The 17251-nt window shown below is 65.3% G+C and carries 15 protein-coding genes; 6 read left to right on the forward strand and 9 right to left on the reverse strand.

Annotated features, from left to right (window positions below; translation table 11 throughout):
* Nucleotides 1-162: 162 nt before the first annotated feature.
* Entirely contained in the window at nucleotides 163-1995 is a 1833-nt protein-coding gene (locus SOM18_RS00460; protein WP_320481145.1) for a M2 family metallopeptidase, read from the forward strand.
* A 120-nt stretch (nucleotides 1996-2115) separates the two neighbouring features.
* Here the strand turns inward: SOM18_RS00460 and SOM18_RS00465 are convergent, their stop codons facing one another.
* The 3 genes from SOM18_RS00465 to SOM18_RS00475 all read right to left on the reverse strand — a co-directional run bounded on the left by SOM18_RS00465 (nucleotide 2116) and on the right by SOM18_RS00475 (nucleotide 4697).
* Entirely contained in the window at nucleotides 2116-2580 is a 465-nt protein-coding gene (locus SOM18_RS00465) for a hypothetical protein (protein ID WP_042466688.1), read from the reverse strand.
* A gap of 79 nt (nucleotides 2581-2659) precedes the next feature.
* Nucleotides 2660-4096 (reverse strand): AMP nucleosidase, encoded by a 1437-nt coding sequence (locus SOM18_RS00470; RefSeq protein ID WP_031439894.1) that lies wholly within the window; start codon nucleotides 4094-4096, stop codon nucleotides 2660-2662.
* Nucleotides 4097-4217: 121 nt separating this feature from the next.
* Complete coding sequence (locus SOM18_RS00475) at nucleotides 4218-4697, reverse strand: peroxiredoxin (protein WP_031394784.1); 480 nt, start codon at nucleotides 4695-4697, stop codon at nucleotides 4218-4220.
* A gap of 109 nt (nucleotides 4698-4806) precedes the next feature.
* On the opposite strand from SOM18_RS00475, the gene SOM18_RS00480 reads away from it, so the two are divergent.
* Nucleotides 4807-5367, forward strand: a complete 561-nt coding sequence (locus SOM18_RS00480; protein ID WP_056407654.1) for a YqgE/AlgH family protein — start codon at nucleotides 4807-4809, stop codon at nucleotides 5365-5367.
* Between the two features lie 173 nt (nucleotides 5368-5540).
* Entirely contained in the window at nucleotides 5541-6974 is a 1434-nt protein-coding gene (gene ahcY, locus SOM18_RS00485) for an adenosylhomocysteinase (RefSeq protein ID WP_320481149.1), read from the forward strand.
* A gap of 108 nt (nucleotides 6975-7082) precedes the next feature.
* On the opposite strand, the gene SOM18_RS00490 is transcribed toward ahcY, so the two are convergent.
* From SOM18_RS00490 to SOM18_RS00500, 3 genes are read right to left on the reverse strand one after another with little or no spacing between them, the layout of a single operon-like run.
* Nucleotides 7083-8429, reverse strand: a complete 1347-nt coding sequence (locus tag SOM18_RS00490) for a cell wall hydrolase (RefSeq protein WP_042466703.1) — start codon at nucleotides 8427-8429, stop codon at nucleotides 7083-7085.
* 5 nt (nucleotides 8430-8434) lie between these two features.
* Entirely contained in the window at nucleotides 8435-9355 is a 921-nt protein-coding gene (gene cysK, locus SOM18_RS00495; protein ID WP_031439897.1) for a cysteine synthase A, read from the reverse strand.
* The gene (locus SOM18_RS00500; protein ID WP_031439898.1) at nucleotides 9352-10704 is read right to left on the reverse strand and encodes an MFS transporter; all 1353 of its coding nucleotides are present in this window, start codon (nucleotides 10702-10704) and stop codon (nucleotides 9352-9354) included. Before SOM18_RS00500 ends, cysK begins: the two co-directional genes overlap by 4 nt.
* 218 nt (nucleotides 10705-10922) lie before the next feature.
* Here SOM18_RS00500 and pdhA point away from each other — a divergent pair, with 218 nt between their 5' ends.
* Both pdhA and SOM18_RS00510 read left to right on the forward strand, forming a co-directional pair.
* Nucleotides 10923-11972 carry a pyruvate dehydrogenase (acetyl-transferring) E1 component subunit alpha gene (pdhA, locus tag SOM18_RS00505; protein ID WP_031394777.1) on the forward strand — a complete coding sequence of 350 codons (1050 nt, stop codon included), beginning with the start codon at nucleotides 10923-10925 and terminating at the stop codon, nucleotides 11970-11972.
* On the forward strand, nucleotides 11972-13396 hold the full coding sequence (locus SOM18_RS00510) for a pyruvate dehydrogenase complex E1 component subunit beta (protein WP_031439899.1): 1425 nt from the start codon (nucleotides 11972-11974) through the stop codon (nucleotides 13394-13396). Before pdhA ends, SOM18_RS00510 begins: the two co-directional genes overlap by 1 nt.
* A 49-nt stretch (nucleotides 13397-13445) precedes the next feature.
* Here SOM18_RS00510 and SOM18_RS00515 read toward each other — a convergent pair whose 3' ends face one another.
* From SOM18_RS00515 to SOM18_RS00525, 3 genes are read right to left on the reverse strand one after another with little or no spacing between them, the layout of a single operon-like run.
* Nucleotides 13446-14102, reverse strand: coding sequence for a TadE/TadG family type IV pilus assembly protein (locus tag SOM18_RS00515; RefSeq protein WP_042466694.1), 657 nt, complete (start codon nucleotides 14100-14102; stop codon nucleotides 13446-13448).
* On the reverse strand, nucleotides 14099-14698 hold the full coding sequence (locus SOM18_RS00520; RefSeq protein WP_042466695.1) for a TadE/TadG family type IV pilus assembly protein: 600 nt from the start codon (nucleotides 14696-14698) through the stop codon (nucleotides 14099-14101). The genes SOM18_RS00515 and SOM18_RS00520 overlap by 4 nt, the downstream gene beginning before the upstream one ends.
* Entirely contained in the window at nucleotides 14695-16395 is a 1701-nt protein-coding gene (locus tag SOM18_RS00525; RefSeq protein ID WP_042466696.1) for a TadE/TadG family type IV pilus assembly protein, read from the reverse strand. The genes SOM18_RS00520 and SOM18_RS00525 overlap by 4 nt, the downstream gene beginning before the upstream one ends.
* Nucleotides 16396-16517: 122 nt before the next feature.
* On the opposite strand from SOM18_RS00525, the gene SOM18_RS00530 reads away from it, so the two are divergent.
* The gene (locus SOM18_RS00530; RefSeq protein ID WP_031439902.1) at nucleotides 16518-17180 is read left to right on the forward strand and encodes a squalene/phytoene synthase family protein; all 663 of its coding nucleotides are present in this window, start codon (nucleotides 16518-16520) and stop codon (nucleotides 17178-17180) included.
* Nucleotides 17181-17251 lie beyond the last annotated feature (71 nt).

Genomic DNA, 17251 nt, shown 5'->3' on the forward strand with positions numbered 1-17251 from the left:
CCCCCGGTCATCCTGACGAACGTCAGGACCCGCAGCCAAGCAGCGCCGCCCCCCGTAACCCTCGGTCCTGACTTTCGTCAGGATGACGGGAGAGGGCATGGCTGGCGGGTTGACCATCCGGCGGCGGATCATCCATCAGGGCCTCACGATAAGGGGATGATGATGGTTCGGTTCAGCGTTTCGATGTTTGCTCTCGCCGGCGCGCTGTGCGCCGCGCCGTCGGTGGCCGGTGCTCAGGCCACCGCTGCCGCGTCCAGCCCGACCGCTGCGCAGGCAGATGCGTTCGTCGCCGAGGCGGAAAAGATATTTGCCGCCAAGTCGGTCGACGCCTCGCGCGTGGCGTGGGTGAACGCGACCTACATCACCGACGATACCGATGCGCTGGCGGCGAAGTTGGGCGCGGAGATGACCGATCTCGGCGTGAAATATGCGCTGGGCGCGGCCAAATACGCCAATGTTCCGGGCCTGTCGGTCGACACCAAGCGCAAGCTCGACCTGCTCCGCGGGGGGCTGACGCTGCCCGCCCCGACGCGGCCGGGCGCATCGGACGAACTGTCGATGCTGACGACGAAGATGTCGTCGTCCTACGGCAAGGGCATGGGGACGCTCGACGGCAAGCCGATCAACGGCTCGGACATCGAGGCGGCGATGGGCGAGAGCCGTGATCCCGCCAAGCTGCAGGAGATGTGGACGAGCTGGAACGACGCGGTCGGCGCACCGATGCGCGGCGACTATGCCAAGATGACCGCGATCTCGAACGAGGGCGCGCGCGAGCTCGGCTACAGGGATGTGGGCGCGCTGTGGCGGTCGGGCTACGACATGAGCCCAGAGCAGTTCGCCGCGCTGACCGACAAGATCTGGAAAGAGGTCGAGCCGCTCTACATGGCGCTGCACACCTATACGCGGTGGAAGCTCAACGAGAAGTACGGCGATGCGGTCCAGGCGAAGACCGGGCCGATCCGCAGCGATCTGCTCGGCAACATGTGGGCGCAGGAATGGGGCAATATCTATGACATCGTCGCCCCCAAGGGGGCTGGCGATCTCGGCTTCGACACGGGCGAGTTGCTGAAGGCCAAGGGCTATGACGCGGTGAAGATGGTCAAGCAGGGCGAGGGGTTCTACTCGTCGCTGGGCTTTGCGCCGCTGCCCGAGACCTTCTGGAAGCGGTCGCAGATCACCAAGCCCGCGGACCGCGACGTGATCTGCCATGCCTCGGCCTGGGATATCGACAACCAGGACGATATCCGCATCAAGATGTGCACCAAGGTGAGTGCGGACGACTTTGTCACGATCCACCATGAGCTCGGCCACAACTACTATCAGCGTGCCTACAAGGCGCAGCCGATGCTGTACAAGAACGGCGCGAATGACGGCTTCCACGAGGCGATCGGCGATACCGTCGCGCTGTCGATCACGCCGGATTATCTGGTGAAGATCGGACTTCTCGACCAGGCGCGCGTGCCGAGCGCGGACAAGGATATCGGCCTGTTGCTGCGTCAGGCGATGGACAAGGTCGCGTTCCTGCCGTTCGGGCTGCTGATCGACAAGTGGCGCTGGGGCGTGTTCTCGGGGCAGATCCCGACGACCGGCTATCAGGCGGCGTGGGACAAGATGCGGCTGCAATATCAGGGGATCAAGCCGCCGGTCGCGCGCGACGAGACGAAGTTCGACGCGGGCGCGAAATATCACATCCCGGCGGCGGTGCCCTATACGCGCTACTTCCTCGCGCGCGTGCTGCAGTTCCAGTTCTACAAGGCGGCGTGCGAGCAGTCGGGGTGGAAGGGGCCGCTGCATCGCTGCTCGTTCTACGGCAACAAGGCGGTCGGCACGAAGCTGAACGCGATGCTGAGCATGGGTCAGTCCAAGCCGTGGCCGGATGCGCTGCAGGTGTTCACGGGCAGCCGCGAGATGTCGGGCGCGGCGCTGGTCGAGTATTTCAAGCCGCTCAAGGCGTGGCTCGACGTGCAGAACAAGGGCAAGCCGACCGGCTGGTGAGCTTTAGGCAATTGGTGGCGGCCCTGCTTCCCCGCGAAGGCGGTGATCCACGGCTGCAAGCGCGCTTTGGGTCTAGCTGGGCCCCCGCATCCGCGGGGGAACAGTGGGGGCCAGGGACGATTATTCCGGGATCGTTCCTTCGTCGGCAATCCCGGCTTCGAACGACTTAGACGAATCTGTACCGTCCGCCTGATGCGCGTGCTTGCCAGCGGGTTTGGGCGTCTTCGGCGTGCTGCCGCGCAGGGTCAGCAGCGCTGCGGCGGCGCCGAGTACCGCGACGCCGCCCGCGATCGCGGCGGCACCCCATTTGCCACCGACCTTGTCGATCGGCTTGGCGACGGGCGGCGGCGTCTTGCGCGCCGATATCGGTCGAGGCGTGCTGCGCTTGGTCGAGCGCGGCTTGGGGGCGGGTTTGGGCTTCCGCGAGACTGGGACCGCCTTTTCGGATGTCGGCTTGTCGATTGCCGGCGCGGCCGGCGCAACCACTGGCTTTGCCGGCTTGGGTGCACTGGCCTTGCGCGGCGCGCGGCGGCGCGTGACGACGGGCTTCTTGGCGTCCGTTTCAGGCGGGTCGGTGTCGGCCACGGCTATGCTCCCTCACAAAATGATCCCGCGGGCGTAACGCATCGGCATGCGATGCGCTCCGAAAATCGCGCGGCAGGCCTCAGCGGAACGGCGGCTCGTCGAACGCCCGCAGCTTGCGGCTGTGCAGCTTGGCACCCTCCTGGCGAAGCTGCTCACAGGTTTCGATCCCGATCCGCAGATGCTCGCTGATCGCGCGTTCGTAAAAGCGGTTGGCCTGACCCGGCAGCTTCAGCTCGCCGTGTAGCGGCTTGTCCGAGACGCAGAGCAGCGTGCCGTAGGGAACGCGGAAGCGATAGCCCTGCGCCGCGATCGTCGCGGATTCCATGTCGATGCCGACCGCGCGCGACAGCGAGAAGCGCAGCGCCGATTTCGAATAGCGCAGTTCCCAGTTGCGGTCGTCGGTGGTGACGATCGTCCCCGTACGCAGCCGGCGCTTCAGGTCCTCGCCCGACTGGCCCGAGACGATCTCGGCGGCCTTGGCCATCGCCACCTGGACTTCGGCGATCGCGGGGACGGGAATCTCGGGCGGAAGCACGTCATCGAGCACATGGTCGTCACGCAGATAGGCATGCGCGAGCACATAGTCGCCGATCCGCTGGCTGGGACGCAGGCCGCCGCAGTGACCGATCATCAGCCAGGCCTCGGGACGCAGTACCGCAAGATGGTCGCAGATCGTCTTGGCGTTGGACGGGCCGACGCCGATGTTGACGAGCGTGATCCCGGTACGGTCGTCCGCCATCAGGTGATAAGCGGGCATCTGGTGCCGACGCCATGCGCTGTCGGAGATGATCTTGTCGATATCATCCCCTGACGAAATCGTGATCCCGCCCGCGCCCGACAGCGTCGTGAACCGGCTGCCTTCGCCGAGCTGCGTGCCCGCCCAGCGAACGAATTCATCGACATAGCGGTGATAGTTCGTAAACAATACGAAGCGCTGCGCGTGTTCGGCAGGGGTGCCCATGTAATGGCGCAGCCGTGCGAGACTGAAATCGGTCCGCAAGCCATCGAACAGCGCGAGCGGACGGGTGTCGTCCTGTGCCACCCACAGCCCGTCGGCGATCTCGTCACCGATATGCGCGAGCTCGGTGGCGGGAAAGAACCGTGCGAGTTCGGTCGCAGAGACCTCGTCGAGGCTCAGCGCGTGGCCGGGATCGATGACGTACGGGAAGGGGATCTCCTGCCGCCCTTCGACGGCTTCGACCTCGACGTCGTAATCCTCGATCAGCAGCGTCAGCTGTTCGGTCAGATAATCGGCGAAGATCGCGGGCTTGGTCACGCTGATCCGGTATTCTCCGGGATTCACCATGCGTCCGAAGGAGCGGAGCGGGGTCGGGCGGTCAATGCCGCCTTTGTAGATCAGCCGGATTTCGGGATAGGCGAACGAGCCATCGCTGCGGGTTGCCGGATCGGGCACGGTGCCGTCGGCGATATAGGCGCTCATGGCGGACTGGAGCCGCGCAACGGAGGCGCGGTAGAGGCGGTCGAGTTCGGCGACCAGGTCGGATGCGATTGTCATCGCCCAGTGTTACGCGGGCGAGATTACGGAGGCAAGACTACCGCGCGTGCCACGCCAGCTCCGTCATTCCCGCGTGCGCGAGGATGACGGAGCACGACGTTCAATCAGGCGCGCGTCGCAATCAGATCTCGCTGAGCAGATGCTCGGCAGAGCTCACCTTGAACTCACCGGGGGCCTCGACGTTGAGCTGCTCGACGACGCCGTCATTGACGATCATCGAATAACGCTGGCTGCGCGTGCCCATGCCGAAGCCCGAGCCGTCCATCGTCAGGCCGACCGCCTTGGCGAAATCGCCATTGCCGTCCGCGAGCAACGTGATGTCGCCGGCACCGGCGGACTTGCCCCATGCATCCATCACGAACGCATCGTTGACCGATGTGCAGGCGACCTCGTCGATGCCCTTGGCCTTCAGTGCGGCTTCCTTTTCGACGAAGCCCGGCAGGTGCTTGGCAGAGCAGGTCGGGGTGAAGGCGCCGGGGACCGCGAAGAGCGCGACCCTGCGGCCCGCGAAGAAGGTCTCGGACTCGACCTGATCGGGGCCGTCCGCGGTGGCCTTGACGAGAGTGGTGTTGGGAAGCCGGTCGCCGACGCTGATCGTCATGGAAATTCTCCTGTCGCCGCGAGATCGTCCCGGGCGGACGGTACCTCGTATGGGAGGCGCGCGATTTCAAGCGTGGCGGCGGGGCCGTCGCGACGCTATGGTCTAGGGCATGGACAAGACGGCTTTTCTTTCCGGGCAACTCCTTCTGGCAATGCCGGGGATGAGCGATCCGCGGTTCGCCCGCGCGGTGATCGCGATGTGCAGTCATGACGAAAACGGCGCGCTCGGGATTGGTCTCGGCGCCACCGTCGACGGTCTCGGCTTTCACGACCTGCTCGAACAGTTCGAGATCGCACCCGGTGACGCGCCCAATGCCCCGGTGCATTTCGGCGGGCCGGTCGAACCCCGCCGCGGCTTCGTCATCCATTCGTGCGACTGGGGCGGGCAGGACACGATCGAGGTCGCAGGGCTCTGGGCCTTGTCGAGCACGATCGACGTGCTCCGCGCGATCGCGGAGGGGAAGGGGCCGTCGCAATGGGTCGTCGCGCTCGGCTATGCGGGATGGGACAGCGGGCAGATCGAGGGCGAACTGGCGCGTCCCGGCTGGTTCAACGTCGCCGGCGCTGCCGATCTGGTATTCGACACCAACGCGGATGAGCGCTGGAGCAGGGCGTTCGAGCGGGCCGGCGTCGACCCGCGGCTGCTGGTGGCGGATACCGGCACGGCGTGATGATCGCCGCGCGCATCCGCGGGTCAAGATGACATTCTAGCGCGGCGGAGACCGTCCCGGGCATCATATAAAGATATCTTTATATTTGATTTGGGCGGCCCGTTCCTCTATGCGGCCCTGCATCCGGCACGGGCATGAGGCCCGCCGATCAAAGATTTCCAGGAGATATCCTCGTGGCCACCACGCTCGCGCCCCAGAAGACGGACGGCAAGACCGATTACGTCGTCGCCGACATCAGCCTTGCCGATTTCGGCCGCGCCGAGATCAACATCGCCGAAACCGAGATGCCGGGCCTGATGTCGCTCCGCGAGGAATTCGGCGCAGCGCAGCCGCTCAAGGGCGCGCGCATCACCGGTTCGCTGCACATGACGATCCAGACCGCGGTGCTGATCGAGACGCTGACCGCACTCGGCGCCGACGTCCGCTGGGCGACGTGCAACATTTTCTCGACGCAGGACCATGCCGCCGCCGCGATCGCCGCGTCGGGCGTGCCGGTGTTCGCGATCAAGGGCGAGACGCTCGCCGACTACTGGAACTATGTCGGCGACATCTTCTCGTGGGATCGCGACGTCGAGGGCCAGACCGCCAACATCATCCTCGATGACGGTGGCGACGCGACGATGTTCGCACTCTGGGGCGCCAAGCTCGAAGCCGGCCACACAATGCCCGAGCCCGAGAACGAGGAAGAGGTCGAGATGCAGCGTGCGCTGAAGGCGTATGTCGCAAAGAATCCCGGCTATCTGACCGAGACCGTCAAGAACCTGAAGGGCGTTTCGGAAGAGACGACCACCGGTGTTCACCGGCTGTACGAGATCGCCAAGAAGGGCGAGCTGCCGTTCCCCGCGATCAACGTCAACGACTCGGTCACCAAGTCGAAGTTCGACAACCTCTACGGCTGCAAGGAATCGCTGGTTGACGCGATCCGTCGCGCGACCGACGTCATGCTCGCCGGCAAGGTCGCCTGCGTCGCCGGTTTCGGTGACGTCGGCAAGGGTTCGGCGCAGTCGCTCCGCAACGGCGGCGCACGCGTGATGGTTACCGAAGTCGATCCGATCTGCGCACTGCAGGCGGCGATGGAGGGCTTCGAGGTCGTGACGATGGAAGACGCCGTGAAGCGCGCGGACATCTTCTGCACCGCGACCGGCAATGCCGATGTCATCACCGCCGATCACATGAAGGCGATGAAGCCGATGTCGATCGTCTGCAACATCGGTCACTTCGACTCGGAGATCCAGATCGCCGCGCTGTCCAACTATGACTGGAGCGAAGTGAAGCCCGGCACCGACCTGGTGAAGTTCCCGGACGGCAAGCAGATCATCATCCTGGCGAAGGGTCGCCTCGTGAACCTCGGCTGCGCCACCGGCCATCCGTCGTTCGTGATGTCGGCCTCGTTCACCAACCAGACGCTCGCGCAGATCGAGCTCTGGACCAAGGGCGAGAACTACAAGAACGAAGTCTATGTCCTGCCGAAGCATCTCGACGAGAAGGTCGCAGCGCTGCACCTCGAGAAGCTGGGCGTGAAGCTGTCGCAGCTGACCCCGAAGCAGGCCGGTTACATCGGCGTGCCCGTCGAAGGCCCGTTCAAGCCGGATCACTATCGCTACTGATCGCCCACGCGATCTGAAGCGGAAAAAGGCCGCGTCTACCGAAGGGTGGACGCGGCCTTTTCTTTTGGATCTGACTGTTGCTTACCGGCGGGCGTGCCGGTCTTTCCGTTACATTTCTGTCGCTTGTGGTGCTTTCCTGACGTCCGGCTTCAACATCGGGGCTGCGGTCGCCGCTGGCGTGGCGGGCGTCTTGCGCCGCACACCGTCGAGTTCCTGTGGCGCATCCGCCGGGGGTGCTGCCTTGTCCGCCGCCGCGGGGGCCGCGCGCAGCGTCTGTCGCGCGCGCATGCACTGCGTCGGATCGGGCCGGCGGACCTGCTGGCAATTCCACAGCGCCTTTTCGTAATCGGCCGAGCGATCGCGCAGATAGCTGAACGTGATCGCCGCGCTCTGTGCCGGCGTCAGCGGCGTGGACGTTGCGGCCTTGGTTTTGTCGGCCCATGCCATGAAACGGCAAAAGGCGCGGTCGCCGCACGCGATCGTCGCAAGCGTCGGGTAGGCGTTGGGGAGCACGCCCGGCGAGAAGGTCATCAGCACAGTATCGCCCTCGGCCGTGGCAAAGGGCGTCGAGGCCGCGTTCGCGCCGTCACCGGCGACCGCATCGTCGCCCAACACGAAGCCGAGCGCGGCGGATGCTTCGGCAATCGCGGCATCGGCTTCGGACAGCGCGGCGGCGGTGCGGTGCGCATCCGAAATAGGCGCGAGCTGCGCGATGACCGGTTCGCCCTGCTCGGGCGCACGTCGGAAGGCCGGGGGTGTGCCCCACCAGCCCGACCAGCGGAAGAACAGGTGCGACCCGACCGCGACGATCTTGTCGAGGCTCGACTGCCAATAGGGAACGACCCAGTCGGTGTGGTAATGCGTGGCATAGCCGACCGGTCGATAGACATTGCCCGACAGCGCGGCGGCCGCGACGCTGCGCGCCCGGCGCCATGCGTCCTCGGAGGGCTTCCAACGAAGCAGCGCGCCGTCGCAACTGAAGCTGAACTGGCAACCCGTCGCCCGCGTCTCGCCTTCGAACACCACCCCGCAGACGGTTTTCGGGAAGGCGGGATGCCGTAGACGGTTGAGCACGACCTGCGCGACGGCGCGTTCGCCGACCGTGTCGTCCCCCGCCTCGTACAGCGTGCCGGCGGCGAGGCAGTCGGTCGCGCGTGCGAGGTCGTCGGCGGCGCCGGCGAAGCGGAACGGCCGTGCAGCTGGGTTCGGATCGGTCGAGAACGGCACCGTGGCGTTGAACGCTCGCGCATCCTCGGGCGCGAGGTCGACGAACCGGACCGGCTCGACCGGGGGCAGCTCTGCCTGGGGCACGACGCGCTGCTTCGGCATCGCGGCGCGCGCCGGGTGGGGCAGCGCCGGGGGATTGGTCACGACGAGCGTCGGTCCGACGATCGCCGCAGCCGCGATCGCGAGTACCGACACGCGCAGATAAACGGCGCCACGCGCATCGGTCATCGTCGTCACTGCTCCGGAAGGAAGTCCGGCACGGACAGATAGCGCTCGCCGGTATCATAGTTGAAGCCGAGGACGCGGACGTCGTCGGGAAGATCAGGGAGCTTCTGCAGGATCGCGGCCAGCGTCGCGCCCGAACTGATCCCGACCAGCATGCCCTCTTCGGCCGCCGATCGGCGTGCCATGTCCTTGGCGACCGCGGCATCGACCTCGATCACGCCGTCGATCGCCTGGGTGTGGAGATTGGCGGGGATGAAGCCTGCGCCGATGCCCTGGATCGGATGCGGGCCCGGCTGGCCACCGGCGATCACGGGCGAGGCGGCGGGCTCGACCGCATAGACCTTCAACTCGGGCCAGTGCGCCTTCAGCGCCTCGGCGACGCCCGTGATGTGGCCGCCGGTGCCGACGCCCGTGATGATCACGTCGATCGGCGTATCCCGGAAATCTTCGAGGATTTCTTGTGCCGTCGTGCGGACATGCACGTCGATGTTCGCAGGATTTTCGAACTGCTGCGGCATCCAGGCGCCGGGCGTTTCGGCGACGCGCTCGCGCGCGCGCTCGATCGCGCCCTTCATGCCCTTCTCGCGCGGGGTGAGGTCGAAGGTCGCACCATAAGCGAGCATCAGACGCCGACGCTCGACGCTCATGCTCTCTGGCATCACGAGGATCAGCTTATAGCCCTTGACCGCTGCCACCATCGCCAGGCCGACGCCGGTGTTGCCGCTGGTCGGCTCGATGATCGTGCCGCCGGGCTTGAGGTCGCCGGCCTTTTCGGCGGCCTCGATCATCGCCAGCGCGATACGGTCCTTGATCGAACCACCCGGGTTCGACCGTTCGGATTTCACCCAGACTTCGGAATCGGGGAAGAGCTTCGACAGGCGGACGTGCGGCGTGTTGCCGATCGTGTCCAGGATCGAGGAGGCTTTCATGGCTTGGCTTCTCCGTGCTGTGGTTCGGTCTCTAGGATCTCGGGGGGATCAAAGGTCTTCGCCGCCCCGAGTTCCGGGAACAGGCGCGCCCAGCCGATCGTGACGGCAATAGCACCAACCCCGCCGAACACCACTGCGCCGACGGGGCCGAGCAGCGACGCCATCACCCCGCTTTCGAATTCGCCGAGCTCGTTCGAGGCCGAGATCGTCAGCTGCGACACCGCGCTGACGCGGCCGCGCATCACGTCGGGCGTGTGCAGCTGGATCAGCGACTGGCGGACATAGACCGAGATCATGTCCGCCCCACCCGCGACGATCAGCGCGACGAAGCTGAGGACGAAGGCGGGGTGGATGGGGAACCCCGCAATCGTGCTGGGGGTGAGCCCGATCAGCTCGACGATCGGCGTCGCGACCCCGAAGGTGAGGATCGCGATGCCGAACACGATCACCGCGACCAGCATCTTGACCCCGACATTGCGGCTCATCGGCCGAATCGAGAACCAGATCGCGGTGACCGCGGCACCGATCCCCATGCCCGCGGCGAGCACGCCGAGCCCCTGCGACCCGACATGCAGGATATCGCGGGCATAGACCGGCAACAGCGACGTGGCACCCGCCAGCAGCACTGCGAACAGGTCGAGCGTGATCGTCGCGAGCACGAGCCGGTTGCGGCGGACATAGGTAAACCCCTCGATGATCCGCGCGAGGGGGCGATGGTCGGTCTGCGCGGCGGGCTGTGCCACCGGGCCGATCAGGAACATGAACACCAGCGCGACGAGGAAGAGCAGCGTCGCCACGCCGTACGCGACCTCGGGATGGATCGCGTAGAGCAGCCCGCCGACGCTGGGGCCTGCGATCGTTCCGACCTGCCACGCGATCGAACTGATCGCGATCGCGGTGGGGAGCACCGCCCGCGGAACCAGATTCGGCGCCAGGGCCGAATAGGCTGGGCCGGAAAATGCGCGCGCGACGCCGAAGGCGACGGCCGCGGCGAACAACGCCCCGAGCGTGAGATGGCCGGACCATGTCAGCAGCCAGAGCGTCGCGGCGGTGAGCACCAGCAGCGTGGTCGTGCCGCGGACGATCCAGCGCCGGTCGAAGCTGTCCGCGACGAGCCCGGTGATCGGGGTCAGCAGGAACAGCGGCACGAACTGCGCAAAGCCGATCATCCCGAGCATGAACGCCGCCTGGCGGATGTCCATCGTTTCGCGCGCCAGGTTGTAGACCTGCCAGCCGATGACGATCGACATCGCGCTGACCGCGATCGTGCCGGCGAACCGCGACAGCCAATAGGCGCGAAAATTGGCGATCCGGAAGGGATGCTGATGCGGGTCGATCGTCGGGTTCATTGTCCCGGGCTTTAGGGGGTCGAGCGCGTGAAGGGCAACCGGAGCTTTGCTTGGGTTGGGGATAGGGGCGGGGGCGACGGCCCGCGTGTCGGGCACGACGGATCGAAGCTCGCGGGACAGTCGCAGAATCGCATACCCCAGACGGGAATTGATGTTCGGCCCCGTCCGCGCCTATAGGCTGCGGCAACTCCCCTACGGAAAACGAGGTTTCCCACATCGTGGCCAAAGCCCCCCCAGCACGTGCAATCGCCGAGCCCCCGATCACCAACCGTGAACGGCCGGCCGAACCCAAGCCCTATGAGGCCAGCAAGGACGAGCTGCTCGCCTTCTACAAGCAGATGCTGCTGATCCGGCGTTTCGAGGAAAAGGCGGGCCAGCTTTACGGTCTCGGCCTGATCGGCGGCTTCTGCCATCTGTACATCGGCCAGGAAGCCGTTGCGGTCGGCCTGCAGTCCGCGCTCGACGGCGAGACCGATTCGGTCATCACCGGCTATCGCGACCACGGCCACATGCTCGCCTACGGGATCGACCCGAAGGTGATCATGGCCGAGCTGACCGGGCGCGGCTCGGGCATCTCGAAGGGCAAGGGCGGGTCGATGCACATGTTCTCGACCGAGCATAAATTCTACGGCGGGCACGGCATCGTCGGTGCTCAGGTGTCGCTGGGCACCGGCCTCGCGTTCAAGCATAAATATTCGAACGACGGCGGCATCTGCATGGCCTATTTCGGCGACGGCGCCGCAAACCAGGGCCAGGTGTATGAGAGCTTCAACATGGCCGAGCTGTGGAAGCTCCCGATCATCTTCGTGATCGAGAACAACCAGTACGCCATGGGCACGAGCGTCAATCGCGCCTCGGCCGAGGACCAGCTCTATCGCCGCGGCGAATCGTTCCGCATTCCCGGCATCCAGGTCGACGGCATGGACGTGCTGGCGTGCCGCGGGGCCGCTGAAGAGGCAATCGCCTGGGTCCGCGCGGGCAAGGGCCCGGTCATCCTCGAGATGAAGACCTATCGCTATCGTGGCCACTCGATGTCCGATCCGGCGAAATACCGTACGCGGGATGAGGTCCAGGCGGTCCGCGACAAGTCCGACCCGATCGATCACATCAAGAAGCTGCTCGACGAGCAGGGCGTGACCGAGGCGGACCTGAAGTCCATCGAACAAGAGATCAGGAAGACCGTGAACGAAGCCGCCGATTTCGCCGAGCAGACCCCCGAGCCGGATGTCGCCGAGCTCTACACCGACGTTCTGGTGGAGTCGTACTGATGGCGATCGAGATCAAGATGCCCGCGCTCTCCCCGACGATGGAAGAGGGCACGCTCGCGAAGTGGCTCGTCAAGGAAGGCGATAGCGTCAAGTCCGGCGACATCATGGCCGAGATCGAGACCGACAAGGCGACGATGGAGTTCGAGGCGGTCGACGAAGGCACGATCGGCAAGATCATGGTTGCCGAAGGTACCGACAATGTGAAGGTCGGCACCGTCATCGCGACGCTGCTCGAAGAGGGCGAAAGCGCTGACAGCGCGCCGACCGAGGCACGCGCGGGCGAGGCCGCCAACGCCGCACCGAAGGAAACGCCGTCGGACGACAAGGCGCCGCCGGTTCCCGAAGGCGCGTCGCCTGCCAAGGCCGAGAGCGGGACGCAGCAGCTCGTCGCGTCGGCGGAGAAGGTCGGCAAGACCGATCCGGCGATCCCGGAGGGTACCGAGATGGTCAAGACGACCGTCCGCGAGGCGCTACGCGATGCGATGGCCGAGGAAATGCGCGAGGACGACCGCGTCTTCGTGATGGGCGAGGAAGTCGCGCAGTATCAGGGCGCGTACAAGGTCACGCAGGGGCTGCTCGACGAGTTTGGCGAGCGTCGCGTGATCGACACGCCGATTACCGAATACGGCTTTGCCGGCATCGGTGCAGGCGCGGCGATGGGTGGCCTCCGCCCGATCGTCGAGTTCATGACCTTCAACTTCGCGTTGCAGGCGATCGATCACATCATCAACTCGGCGGCCAAGACCAACTACATGTCGGGTGGCCAGATGCGTTGCCCGATCGTGTTTCGTGGTCCCAACGGCGCGGCGTCGCGCGTGGGTGCGCAGCATTCGCACAACTTCGCGGCATGGTATGCGAGCGTCCCCGGCCTGATCGTGATCGCGCCCTATGACGCGGCGGATGCCAAGGGCCTGCTGAAGGCGGCGATCCGTACCGACGATCCGGTCGTGTTCCTCGAGAACGAGCTGATGTACGGCCGCAGCTTCGACGTTCCCAAGCTCGACGACCATGTCCTGCCGATCGGCAAGGCGCGCATCGTCCGCGAGGGCAAGGACGTGACGATCGTGAGCTATTCGATCGGCGTGGGCATCAGCCTCGAAGCCGCCGAGAAGCTCGCCGAGGAGGGCATCGAGGCGGAGGTCATCGACCTGCGCACGCTGCGCCCGCTCGACACCGACACGGTGCTGAAAAGCCTCGCCAAGACCAACCGCATGATCATCGTCGAGGAAAACTGGGCAACCTGCTCGATCGCGTCCGAGATCGTGTCGGTGGTGATGGAGCACGGCTTCGACGACCTCGACGCGCCAGTGCTGCGCGTGACCAACGAAGACGTGCCGATGCCCTATGCGGCGAACCTCGAAAAGCTGATGCTGGTCGATGTCGCCAAGGTCGTCGATGCGGCGAAGAAGGTGACGTACCGGTAATCGGTGAGCTGTTGCTGATCGCTCCGACCGGGTTCACCGGTCGGAGCGATCATGCTGCGTAGGTCGAGCACAGACTCGGCGTGACTCCTGCAACGGCGGCCAGGGTCTGGTCGTTGCGTTCTCGCACATTGTACACCGCTTCGGCGCGCAGGACCGGAGCGCCGAAAAATCGCTGCGAGACGAGCGGCTGATATTTGTAGGTCACCTCGATGAAGATCAGCGCGGTTCCGGCGGCCGCCGTAATCTTGCGACTGGCCAGTCCCATATATTGCAGGCTTGCATCGGCCTTGCCCTTGTCCTGCAGGCCATAAGCCGGCTGCGAGGCACTGGTGTTCAGCGCCCCCGTGCACCGCTGCCAACGGATCCACTGCCCCGCCTTCGTGCCGGTCTGACCATTGGGTTCGACGCTCGAGATCACGACGCGGCCGTTATCGGCAAAGTCGATATCGGTCCCTAACAACTTCGGGCTGAGGAGGACCTCGTTGACATCGGCCTCGTTGATCGAATCCCGCACGCGGGCGACGTTGTCGGACGCGGTCGTGGCGATCTGGTTGACGCGCATCTTGGCGATCGACATGTGCGTCAGTTCGGCACCGGCGAGACCCAGTGTCAGAAGGAACGGCGCAACGATCGCGAATTCGATCATTGCGAGGCCGCGCGTGTCGGCAAGAACCCCTGGCCTTGCGGTGCTGTCGATCCTCGTCATGGCTTGGTACATACGACCGTCGGTGCCGCACGCGAGGTAAAGGGCTGGTTACGTACCAGCGTCGTTTCCGTAACTGTCCGGGTGCGCGTCCAGCCCATCAGCGGTCCGACCGGCGTCAGATTGGGGTATCTCACCGTCGCCGTGTAGAAGATGACGTCGTCCGCGCTACCGACACCGTCATCGCCCGGCGTCGCGTCGTAAATGCCATTGTTGTTCGCATCTTCGAAACAGTCCCCGAGATTGAACGTGCCGCGCGGGTCCGTGTCCGACGTGATCTTCTCGGGCTTGCCGACATTCGAGAAGTTGTAATAGCGGCGCGTCGACACGGTGACATATTCTGCCGGGACGACGGCGCGGACCTCGGCCTTGATCGTTGCGCTCACGTTGGCAGCGGTCGTGTTGCCGACCGTGGTCAGCCGTGATGCCTTTGCGAGCGCGCCCTGTACCATGGCCTCGACATAATTCTGATACCCGACCTCCAGGATCATCATCAGCAACCCGATCAGTAACGGTACGATCAGAGCGAATTCGACGATCGTTGCGCCCGCGACATCTGCCGCAATGCGCCGCCTTGCCGGCGCTAATTGCGCGATCACTGGCTCACCCGTAGCGATCCGACCTTGGTGCCGATTTCCTTGAACTTCTGGATGAGCGCGGCGGAGGTGGTGATGCCCGACGCCATGGAGGGCTGTGTCGCGCAATCCCGCATGTCGTTGGTCAGCGTGGTCGAAAACGCAATGACGTACAGCTGGATACCCTGCGCCCTGGCAGCATTGCAGGCCATGCGAAATCGCTGGAGATGGCGCGACAGCTGCGCTGCGGCGAGCTGGGTGGTATTGCCCGTCGTCGTTCCCAGCACGCGCTTGTCGCGCTCCTCCGCGCCATAGGTCGTATAGACGTCCAGGTAAGGCGACAGGTCGCCGTCGGTCATGAAGATCATGAACTTCCTGACCGAGAAGCCGCGAAGCTTTCTTGGATTGTCCGGATCGCTCTGATTGTTCGTTTCGGGCGTTGCCGATGCGAAGATGCCGTCCGACGAGATAAACCGGGCGCCCCATATCATGCCGATATCATGATAGGTGCCGCCAAGCGGTTGCAGATCATTAAGGTATCTCATGAAGCCAGCCTTGTCGCCGTAATATTCCTTCAGGCGGCTGGCCTCGCTGGCGCAGTATTTCGGGTCGGTATAGATGGCGCGCCGGTCGGGATCGAATTCCGTCTCGGGCCACCACGGCGCCCAACGGCTGGCGTCCGAGTTCGGCAACCGGTTGATGTCGAGGTCCCACGCGTCCGACGGTGCCGTCGTCAGCGATCCGCCGTCGATGGTCGTGTTGTTGGTCTGGCGCTCCTCGATGCACCCGGCCCATTTCGATGTCGCCGTGCTGGGCGATCCGCCAGGCGTCGGTACCGATGCGCCCGTCTTGAACGTCGCGGTGTTCAGCGTCGCCTGCTGGTAGGTCCAGTAGTTCGAGCAGACCCCCCAATAGCTTGAATAGCTGCCGTCATACGCGTTGCACCAGTTCAGCGAGCTGTAGACAGGTCCGCCGGTTCGGGCCCGCGTCTGATAGGGTGCGCTGTTGCGGATATAGCTCGCATCCTTGGCATAGACGAGCCTGCCGACATTGACCGTCGCATTATAGGGCACAAAGCCATAGCGAAGCCTCAGGTTGTTGTTGTGCAGCTGGTTCTGTGCAGACTCCAGGGTGTCGTAGAGGGACTCGGACGCATCGCGCAGCGCCTGCATCTTCGATCCGGATTGTTCGATCTCGCCGCAGGCGTCATTGGGGCGGCTCGTCGGGCAGTTCATCGATCCCGACATGTCGAGGACGAGCACGACGTCCGTGCCGACGAAATCCTGCGTCGCCGCGCAGGTGATCGACAGGGGCAAGGTGTTGAACCCGAAGATCTTCATCACCGTGGTCGGTATCGCGGTCGTCGCGGTGATCCGGACGGTACCAACGGCGGGAACGGTGACCACGGGAGTGAACGGGGTCGTGTCGAAGGCCCCGCTGGGGAAGTTGAAGTTAAAATAGTTTCTGGCTTCGGTTTCGACGTCGCTCGTCAGCGTCGGGCCCGCCAGCAGGCGCCGCGCCGCCAGCGAGCCCGCGTCGCAGGCCTGCTGCAGCCGGTCACGCGCGACATAGGCGCGTGACATGTCCAGCCCGGACCCGACCATGGCCAGCAGCGGCATGATCGCGAAGGCGACGATCACCAAAGTGTTGCCTTTGACGTTCCGTCGCAGACGCGCGAGGAACGTCAGCGCTGCAAATTTCGGGGCAATCGTCTTGGCCATGGATGTCCCAGTGGATCTTGATCGCGCACCCATGCCCGGCAATCCGGTAAGCCCGGCTCAAGAGATATGGTTAACGAGAGCGGGGGCGTGCCCTGCGGCGCGTTCGCAGCTATGGCGGCGCGATGGTCGACCCTGCCAACTTACCCAATCCCGAGCGCGCGCTTGCCCTGAGCTACGCCCCGGCCTCGACCCGGCCCGGGCTCGAGGCGCTGTTCGCGCTCGATACGGCGCTCGGCACGATCCTCAAAACGACGCGCGAGCCGATCGTCGGGCAGATGCGGCTGACCTGGTGGTATGAGGCGCTCGGCCGGCTCGACACCGCGCCGCCGCCGGCCGAGCCCGTGTTGCAGGCGCTCGCACGCCATGTCGTGCCGCAGGTCGGCAGCGCCACGCTCGCGACGATCGCCGAGGGGTGGGAGGCACTGCTTGAAACGCCGCTCGACGATGCAGCGGTCGAACGCTTTGCCCGCCTGCGCGGCGGACAGCTGTTCGCGGCGGCGGCATCTTTGCTGGCGGTGTCGGACGATCGCATCGCGGCGGCGGGCGAGGGATGGGCGCTTGCGGATCTGTCGCTGCGGCTGTCGAATCCGCAACGCGCGGCAGGCGTGGCTGCGATCGCGCGCGGGCGGCTCGACATGGCGCTCCACGGTCGCTGGCCACGACGCGCACGAGCGCTTGGCGCACTAGCATTGCTGGCGCGGGCCGATCTTACCGCGCCGGAGCAACCGGCCGGCAGCCCGAAGCGGGTCGGCCGCCTGCTGCTGCACAGACTGGTCGGATACTGACCGGTTCGTTTGAGATCGGCGCGCGGCGGGATTAGCCTTGCGCCTGGACGGGGACGTCCGGGGGTGGGGGA

This window comes from Sphingomonas sp. CFBP9019 (genome assembly GCF_034045155.1).
Taxonomy (GTDB): Bacteria; Pseudomonadota; Alphaproteobacteria; order Sphingomonadales; family Sphingomonadaceae; genus Sphingomonas; species Sphingomonas aerolata.